Origin of the sequence: Dietzia sp. Cai40, from assembly GCF_014145165.1 — a bacterium.
Classification (GTDB): Bacteria; Actinomycetota; Actinomycetes; order Mycobacteriales; family Mycobacteriaceae; genus Dietzia; species Dietzia natronolimnaea.
This window is the reverse complement of the sequence record NZ_JAALEB010000055.1, coordinates 1-5743: the sequence shown is the minus strand read 5'-3', so window position 1 is coordinate 5743 and position 5743 is coordinate 1. Positions and strand designations below refer to the sequence as shown.

Here is a 5743-nt window from a genome sequence, read left to right as displayed (position 1 = left end):
CGGCCTCGCGGTCGTCCAGCAGCAACGGCGGCAGCCGCCGGCCCGATCCCAGCCGGTACCCCCCGCCCGCGCCGCGTTCGGACTCGACCGGGTAGCCCAGGTCGCGCAGTCGGTCCACGTCCCGCCGCACCGAGCGGGTGGTGACCCCGAGCTCGGCCGCGAGTTCGGGCCCGGTCCACACGGTGCGCCGCTGCAGCAGGTCGAGCAGCCCCAGCACCCGCTGGGTCGTGGGCATCTTGTCCTCGGTCACGTCGTCCACTCTCGCACCGGCAGAGGACCAGATCTGTCCTGATCACCTGAGAGTCTGCTGTCGGACCGCGAGAGAGCCGCCCGACCGTCGGCCGACCGCCCCCACCACCGGGAGACCACCATGACCACAGCCCGCACCATCGACTGGACCGACCAGCTCGCCGACCAACTCGAATACCACTGGACCGGCCACCTCCGGCCTCGCCTGGAGGGACTGACCGACGCCGAGTACCACTTCTCCCCCGCACCCGACGATCGGACCTGGGGCGTGCGCCCCCGGGGCACCGGTTCCGCGGACGTGCAGGCCGGGAGTGGCGACTTCACGATCGACTTCGCCTATCCCGAACCGCGGCCCGCACCGCTGACGACCATCGCGTGGCGGATCGGCCACGTGGTCGTGGGAGTGCTCGGGGCCCGGTGGCACGACCACTTCGGCGGACCGCCCCACGACTACATGACCCACGAGCTCGCCGGTGACGCCGTGGGCGGACTCGCCCAGCTCGACCGCACCTACGCGGGCTGGATGGAGGGGGTCCGGGGGCTCGACGACGACGCCCTCGCCGCGCCCGTCGGGGAGGCCGAGGGCCACTGGTCCGCCGCCCCCATGGCCACCCTCGTCCTGCACATCCACCGCGAGGTCATCCACCACGGCGCGGAGCTGTGCCTGCTCCGCGACCTGTACGCCCACACCCGTTGATCCGGTCGACCCGTCTGACCCGTCTGACCCGTCTGACCCGGACGACCCGTCGGCACCCGCCGACACCACACCATCCCCGACCCACCACCGAGGAGTTCGCCATGCCACTGTTCGCCGCCACCCACACCACCGAGCGCGACACCCTGCTCGAATGGATCGACGACGCTCTCGTCAACGCCCGCTCGATCGTCCACGGCCTCACCGGCGACCAACTGCGGGCGCGTCCGGTCCCGTCGAGTGAGCTGACGCTCGGCTGGCTGATCCTGCACATCGGTCAGGTGGCCGAGGACTGGCTGGGCCGGGCGGCCGCCGCGCCCGACCCCCTGGAGACGGGACGCTCGCTACCGGAGACCTTCGAGTGGGCCGAGGCCGTCAACCGGGTCGATCCCGACGCGACCGCCGAGGAGGTCCTCGCCGAGTACGACCGTCGGTGCGCCGCGGGACTCGCCCATCTCCGAGCCGCCGACCTGGACGCGCGGGTCCCCGTCCCCACCGAGATGCCGTGGTTCCCGTCGGACCTGGCACCGTTCAACGGCCGCTGGGTCGCACAGCACGTGCTGACCGAGATCAACCGGCACAGCGGGCACGCCGACCTCCTGCGCGAGGCGCTCGACGGGCGCACGATGTACGACCTGATCGCGGAGGACCAGGGCATCGACATGTCCTACATCGGTGCCTGGTTCGCCGCCCACCCGGAGGTCCCGGCGCCGGCGTGGTGAGTCGGCGCCGGCGTGGTGAGTCGGGTGGGCGCGGGGACGGACCGGCCACGCGGCGTGACCGCGGGTCAGTCCTCCTCGTCCCATCCGGCGAACGTCGCGAACTTGTCCTCGATCATCCCGGCGACTTCGCCCGGGTCGGGCACGAGTCCCGCGTCGGTGGCGATGCCCACCGAGACCTTGCCGTTGTAGCTGAAGATGCAGATTCCGAAGGCCTGGTCGCCGCTCATCGGAACCCAGCCGGGTATCCCCTCGACAGGAGTGCCGGCGATCCGCACCGTGGAGACCGGCCCGGGGACCGACGTGAGCTGGCCGACGGTCTTGTTGGCGAGCAGGTCGACCACCGCGTGCGCCACCGGGCCGGGAGTGACCGCGACGCCGAGCATGGTGGCGAAGGTGACGTGTGGTTCGAACGAGTAGCGCACCCGGGACATGGACGTGGCGATCGCGTCGATGAGCTCGTCGGCGTCGTCGATCCCCAGCGGCAGGCGCATGAGGATGATCGTGAGGTGGTTGCCCAGTTCCTCCGGCAGTTCGTCAGCCACCGGCTCGATGGACATCGGCACCATGAGATTGATGTCCGAGACCCGACGATCGCCGTGGGTGTCGAGGTACTCGGTGAGCGCCCTGGACACCGCCGCGAGCATCACGGTGGTGACCGTGGTGTCGTGCGCCTTCGCCACCCTCTTGATCGCCGCGAGGTCCAGCCCGGCGATCCAGGAGACCTTCTTCCGGGCGTGGGCGTGGCCACTCCACGACAGCTCCGGCGATCTGGGTTCGAACAGCAGCCGGAAGGTCGCACGGTAGGTGTTGGTCGTCCTGTTGGTGGGGTCGATGGTGTCGGCCAGGGATTCCACGACGCGCGTGGGCACCCTGGTGACCCCGCGGCCCGGGGCCACCACGGCCCTGACCAGCCGCGTGAGGGTCCACGGGAACGTGACCGTGGCGCCGGCGAGACCGCGGGCGATACCGACCGAGTCCCGGACCATCCCCACCCCGGCGCGGCCGACCGTCCGGAGGATCCCGTCTCCACCAGGGGAGAGGGGCCGGCCCACCCGGGGCAGCGGGATGTCGTCATCGCTGTCACACAGACCCAGGACCAACTGGGTCAGCCGGACGCCGTCGACCATCGCGTGCTGGACCCGGAACAGGACCAGCGCACCCTCCCGCCCGGCCTCCCGCCCGGCCTCGTGGCCGTGGCCGTGGTAGCCCTCGAGGAACTCGGCCCGCCACAAGGGGCGGTCGTCAGGGAGCTGGATGCTCATCTGCTCGGAGACGTACGCCTCGGCCTCGGCCCGCCCGCCCGGCGCGGGGAGCCGCCCGCGGATCAGGTGGTGGGAGAGGTCGAAGTCGGGATCGTCCTCCCAGTACCACCGCCTGCCCTCGCGAACCGGGACCCGGCGGAACACCGGGTGGGGTTCGACCATCCGCGACGCGATCGCCTCGGAGACCGCGTCCCAGTCGGGGATCTCCGAGAACCACACCAGCGACGTGATGTACATGAGGTTGTCGGGGCGGTCCATGTGCAACCACAACTGATCCCGCAGCGGAATCCTGACCCTCGTCCTCTCCCCCATCGTCCCCGACCCTTCCCCCCAGCCGCGATCGACCACCGAGCCATCTGCGCTCCACTCCAGGCTAGAACAGGTGTGACCGACATCACGGGGGTTCTCCCGGTTCGCCACGACTACCGGGGACCACTCGCCTGGTGAGGAGAGGCGCGTCGACGGCAGTCCTCAGGCCGGGGCCTCCCAGCCGTCGAAGGTCGCGAACTGACCCTCGATCATCTCGGCGACCCGGCCCGGGTCCGGCACGAGCTCGGCATCGGTGGCGATCCCCACGGACACCGTGCCGTCATAGCTGAAGATGCAGATCCCGAGCGCCTGGTCGCCACTCATCGGCACCCAGCCGAGCATGCCCTCGACCGGGGTTCCCGCGAGCCGCACCTCGGAGACCGGACCGGGTACCGAGGTGAGCTGGCCGACGGTCTTGTTGGCGAACAGGTCGACCACCGCGTGCTGCACCGCGGTGGGGGTGACGGCCACGCCGAGCATGGTGGCGAAGGTGATGTGTGGCTCGAACGAGTAGCGCACCCGGGTCATGGACGTGGTGATGGCCTCGATGAGTTCGTCCGCGTCGTCGATCCCCAGCGGCAGGCGCATGAGGATGAGAGTGATGTGGTTGCCCAGCTCCTCCGGGAGGTCGTCGGTGCTCGGTGTCAGCGAGACCGGCACCATGAGGTTCATGTCGGAGACCCGTCGGTCACCGCGGGCGTCGAGGTACCGGGTGAGCGCCTTGGACACCGCGGCGATCATCACCGAGGTGACGGTGGTGTCGTGCTCCGCCGCCACCCTCTTGACGGCCGCGAGGTCCACCCCGGTGACCCAGGAGACCTTCTTCCGGGCGTGGGCGTGGCCACTCCACGACAGCTCGGGGGAACGGGGCTCGAACAGCAGGCGGAAGACCGAGCGGTAGGTGTTGGTCGTCATGTTGGTGGGATCGATGGTGTCGGCGAGGGATTCCACGACACGCGTGGGCACCCGGGACAGCTCCCCGCCCGGGGCCACCACGTCCCTGGTCAGTCGCGCCATCGTCACGGGGAATCTGATCGTGGCGCCCGCGAGGCCGCGGGCGATGCCGAGCGTGTCCTTGGCCAGCCCTGCCCCGGCCTGGCCCACCGCGCCCAGGACACCGCCGCCCGATGAGGACAGCTCCCGACCCACGTTGGGCAGCGGGTCGTCGTCGTCGCGGTCGCACAACCCCAGGACCAGCTGGGTCAAACGGATCCCGTCGACCATCCCGTGCTGGACGCGGAACAGCAGGAGCGCCCCCTCCCGGTCGCCACCGTGACCGTGGTAGCCCTCGATGAACTCGGCGCGCCAGATGGGGCGGTCGTCGGGGAGTTGCAGCCCCATCTGCTCGGCGACGTGCGCCTCCGCCTCGGCGCGCCCGCCCGGCGAGGGAAGGCGCCGTCGGACCAGATGGCGGGAGATGTCGAAGTCGGGATCGTCCTGCCAGTACCACCGTCGGCCCCGTCGCACCGGGACCCGGCGGAACACCGGGTGGGGTTCGACCATCCGCGACGCGATCGCCTCGGTGACCGCGTCCCAGTCGGGGACCTCGGCGAACCACATCACCGAGTTGATGTACATGAGATTGTCCGGGCGGTCCATCATCAGCCACAGCTGGTCCCGCAGTGGAATCCGGACCCTCGTCTCCGTCATCGTCCCCGGCCCCTCTCGCCCGCCCCGCTCACCGTCATGTACTCGCCGCCCCAGGCTAGAGCAGCTGTGACCGGGATCACGTCACTCCCCCCGAGACGGCGGGACAATGGCGAGATGCGCACCATCCACACACCGGACGATCCCCCGGCCAAGGGCTTGTACGCCCTGCTCACGGCATCGGTCACTCCCCGGCCCATCGCCTGGGTCTCGAGCGTCTCCGCCGCCGGGGTGTCGAACCTCGCGCCGTATTCGTTCTTCACCGTGGCCTGCGCCGACCCCGCGATCCTCTCGGTCACCTCGATCGGCCGCAAGGACACGTACCGCAACGTGGTCGAGACCGGGGAGTTCGTGGTGAACATCGGCACCGAGTCGCTGATGGAGCTCATCAACGCCACCTCGGCCCCGGTCGGCCCGGAGGTCGACGAGTTCGTCCTCTCCGGCCTGACCGCCGAGCCCTCCGAGGTGGTGTCGGCGCCGCGGGTGGCCGAGGCGCCGATCGCGTTCGAGTGCGTGCGCCATGACGTGATCGACCTCGGCACCAGTGCGATGCTCCTGGGCCGCGTAGTGAGCGTGGCGATCTCCGGTGATGTCCTGGCGGACGACGGGCTCCCCGACTTCGACGCACTGCTCCCGCCCTCCCGGCTGGGCCGCCACCAGTGGGGACTGGCGCCGCGGACGAGGGAGCTGCCTAGGCCGAGGAAGTAGGCGGAGTCGAGACCCGCCGCCAGCCCCCGGCCCTCGGTTCGCGGCGACCTGCAGGCGCTCCCGCGCCTGACGTCTCGCTCGCGCGCCTGTGCGACTCCTCGGTAGCCGCCCGCCGCCACGGCGTCTTGCGTGCGCATCGGTGCGCGCTAGAC

6 protein-coding genes are annotated in these 5743 nt (G+C 70.7%); 3 read left to right on the top strand and 3 right to left on the bottom strand.

Annotated features, from left to right (window positions below; translation table 11 throughout):
* The coding region (locus G6022_RS02660) for an HTH domain-containing protein (RefSeq protein WP_182690982.1) at positions 1–235 on the bottom strand (235 nt) is incomplete at its 3' end.
* 153 nt (positions 236–388) lie between these two features.
* Here G6022_RS02660 and G6022_RS02655 point away from each other — a divergent pair.
* Together G6022_RS02655 and G6022_RS02650 are read left to right on the top strand one after the other, a co-directional pair.
* A complete protein-coding gene (locus tag G6022_RS02655) occupies positions 389–946 on the top strand; it encodes a DinB family protein (protein ID WP_182640239.1) in 558 nt (185 codons plus the stop codon).
* A gap of 101 nt (positions 947–1047) precedes the next feature.
* Positions 1048–1665, top strand: coding sequence for a DUF664 domain-containing protein (locus tag G6022_RS02650; protein WP_182617835.1), 618 nt, complete (start codon positions 1048–1050; stop codon positions 1663–1665).
* Positions 1666–1730: 65 nt separating this feature from the next.
* Here the strand turns inward: G6022_RS02650 and G6022_RS02645 are convergent, their stop codons facing one another.
* On the bottom strand, positions 1731–3239 hold the full coding sequence (locus tag G6022_RS02645; RefSeq protein WP_182640237.1) for a WS/DGAT domain-containing protein: 1509 nt from the start codon (positions 3237–3239) through the stop codon (positions 1731–1733).
* Positions 3240–3398: 159 nt separating this feature from the next.
* A complete protein-coding gene (locus G6022_RS02640; RefSeq protein WP_241731013.1) occupies positions 3399–4886 on the bottom strand; it encodes a WS/DGAT domain-containing protein in 1488 nt (495 codons plus the stop codon).
* Between the two features lie 114 nt (positions 4887–5000).
* Here G6022_RS02640 and G6022_RS02635 point away from each other — a divergent pair, with 114 nt between their 5' ends.
* Positions 5001–5591, top strand: coding sequence for a flavin reductase family protein (locus tag G6022_RS02635; protein WP_182640238.1), 591 nt, complete (start codon positions 5001–5003; stop codon positions 5589–5591).
* The last annotated feature ends 152 nt before the right edge of the window (positions 5592–5743 follow it).